This is a genomic window from Mycobacterium szulgai, from assembly GCF_002116635.1.
Classification (GTDB): Bacteria; Actinomycetota; Actinomycetes; order Mycobacteriales; family Mycobacteriaceae; genus Mycobacterium; species Mycobacterium szulgai.
In genome coordinates, this window is the sequence record NZ_LQPW01000033.1 from 1 (window position 1) to 1,446 (window position 1,446).

The 1,446-nt window shown below is 63.4% G+C and carries 1 protein-coding gene; it reads right to left on the reverse strand.

Going from position 1 to position 1,446, the window contains the following annotated elements; genetic code table 11:
- Positions 1-166: 166 nt before the first annotated feature.
- Positions 167-1,446 (reverse strand): cytochrome P450 (locus AWC27_RS08585; protein ID WP_139836846.1); only part of this gene is annotated, 1,280 nt, incomplete at its 5' end.

A 1,446-nucleotide genomic window follows, 5' to 3' on the forward strand; every position in this document is an offset into this window, starting at 1 on the left:
TCCGAGAACCCGAGAACCAGTTCACGGCATGGCTCGCCATCAGGCTCAATCTGCTGGCCGAGGTCGAGGCCGTCGCCGACCGAGAGTCCCGATTCCGCTGACCCGCCGCGTTGTAAAAGCGAGCGTTGTAAAACGAGCGCGGCAGCAGCTTGGGTTCGCCCGGCTTTCAGTGAGTTGGCTCGCCCGAGGGCGTACCAGCGCTTGGAACGGGCACCGCAACGCTGACGTTAAGGCGTGCGGTGACCCGCATGTGCAGTCCCTTCGGGTGGTTCACAGTGGCCATCGTCGGCCGTACAGACGAGCCCGCAAGCGTGCGCAACTGCCAGCGGGAGACGATCGTGGCCAGTGCCAGGATGCTTTCGATTTTTCCGAACAACTCACCGATGCACCTGCGCGAGCCACTGCCGAACGCGATCATGGTGCCGTCTTTGGCGGAACGCTTACGGTCCGGCAACCAGCGGTCGGGATCGAATCGTGCCGGATCGGGGTAGACGTCGGGTCGGTGGTGGATGATCCAGGGGCTGAGCGCGACGGCGGTCCCGGCGGGCAGCTGATAGCCGCCGAGCTCGGTTTCGGTCGTGACGCATCGGGTGAATATCCATGAGACCGGCTGGATACGCAAGGTCTCCATGATCACCCGCTCGGTCAGCTCGAGATGCGGTAGGTGGTCGAAACTCGCTGGTTGCCCCGCCAGGACTGCGTCGACTTCGGCGTGCAGGCGTTCTTCGATCTCGGGGTGCTCGGCCAGCAGGTGCAAAGCCCACGCCAGAGTGCTCGCGCCGGTGTCGTATGCAGCCACCAGGTACGTGATGATCTCATTGCCGATTTCAGCGGGACTCTTGTCGCCGTCGAGCAACATCGAGAGAAAGCCGGTTCTGTCCTCGGCGCGACAGGCAGCACCCATATTGCGGGCGATTCGGTGAATCTCTGCCAACGCGTTGCGATAGCGGCGGTTGGCTGGCGTGGGCAGCTTGCGCCAGGCCGCTGGCAGCATCGATTGCCCATACACTCCCTCATTCACTGTCGAGGTGGCATCGATGAACCGGTCGATGTCGTCTGGCGATATCGAGTTGCCGAAGAGCGCATCCACCCCGATTGCCGCAGAGAGGCCTCTCATCTCCGGCCACACGTCCAAAACCTCGTTGTCCTGCCAGGACGCGGTAAACGCGTCGATGCGATCGGTCATGACACGGGCATAGCCGGGCATTTGGTTGCGGTGAAACGACGGCTGGGCCTTGCGCCTCAGAGGTCGATGCTGGTCGTGGGAGGCACTTACCACGGTGGTTCCCAGAATCTCCCTGCTACGTGCGTAGAGGGGGCCCACTTTGTCGAAGGTTCGGTCGTCGACCATGACCTGATGGGTCAGTTCGGGCGTGCACACCACCACCGCCTCGCTGGGGCCGAGGCGAACCCGGACCAGGTCTCCGTGGTCGGGCAAACCGGGGT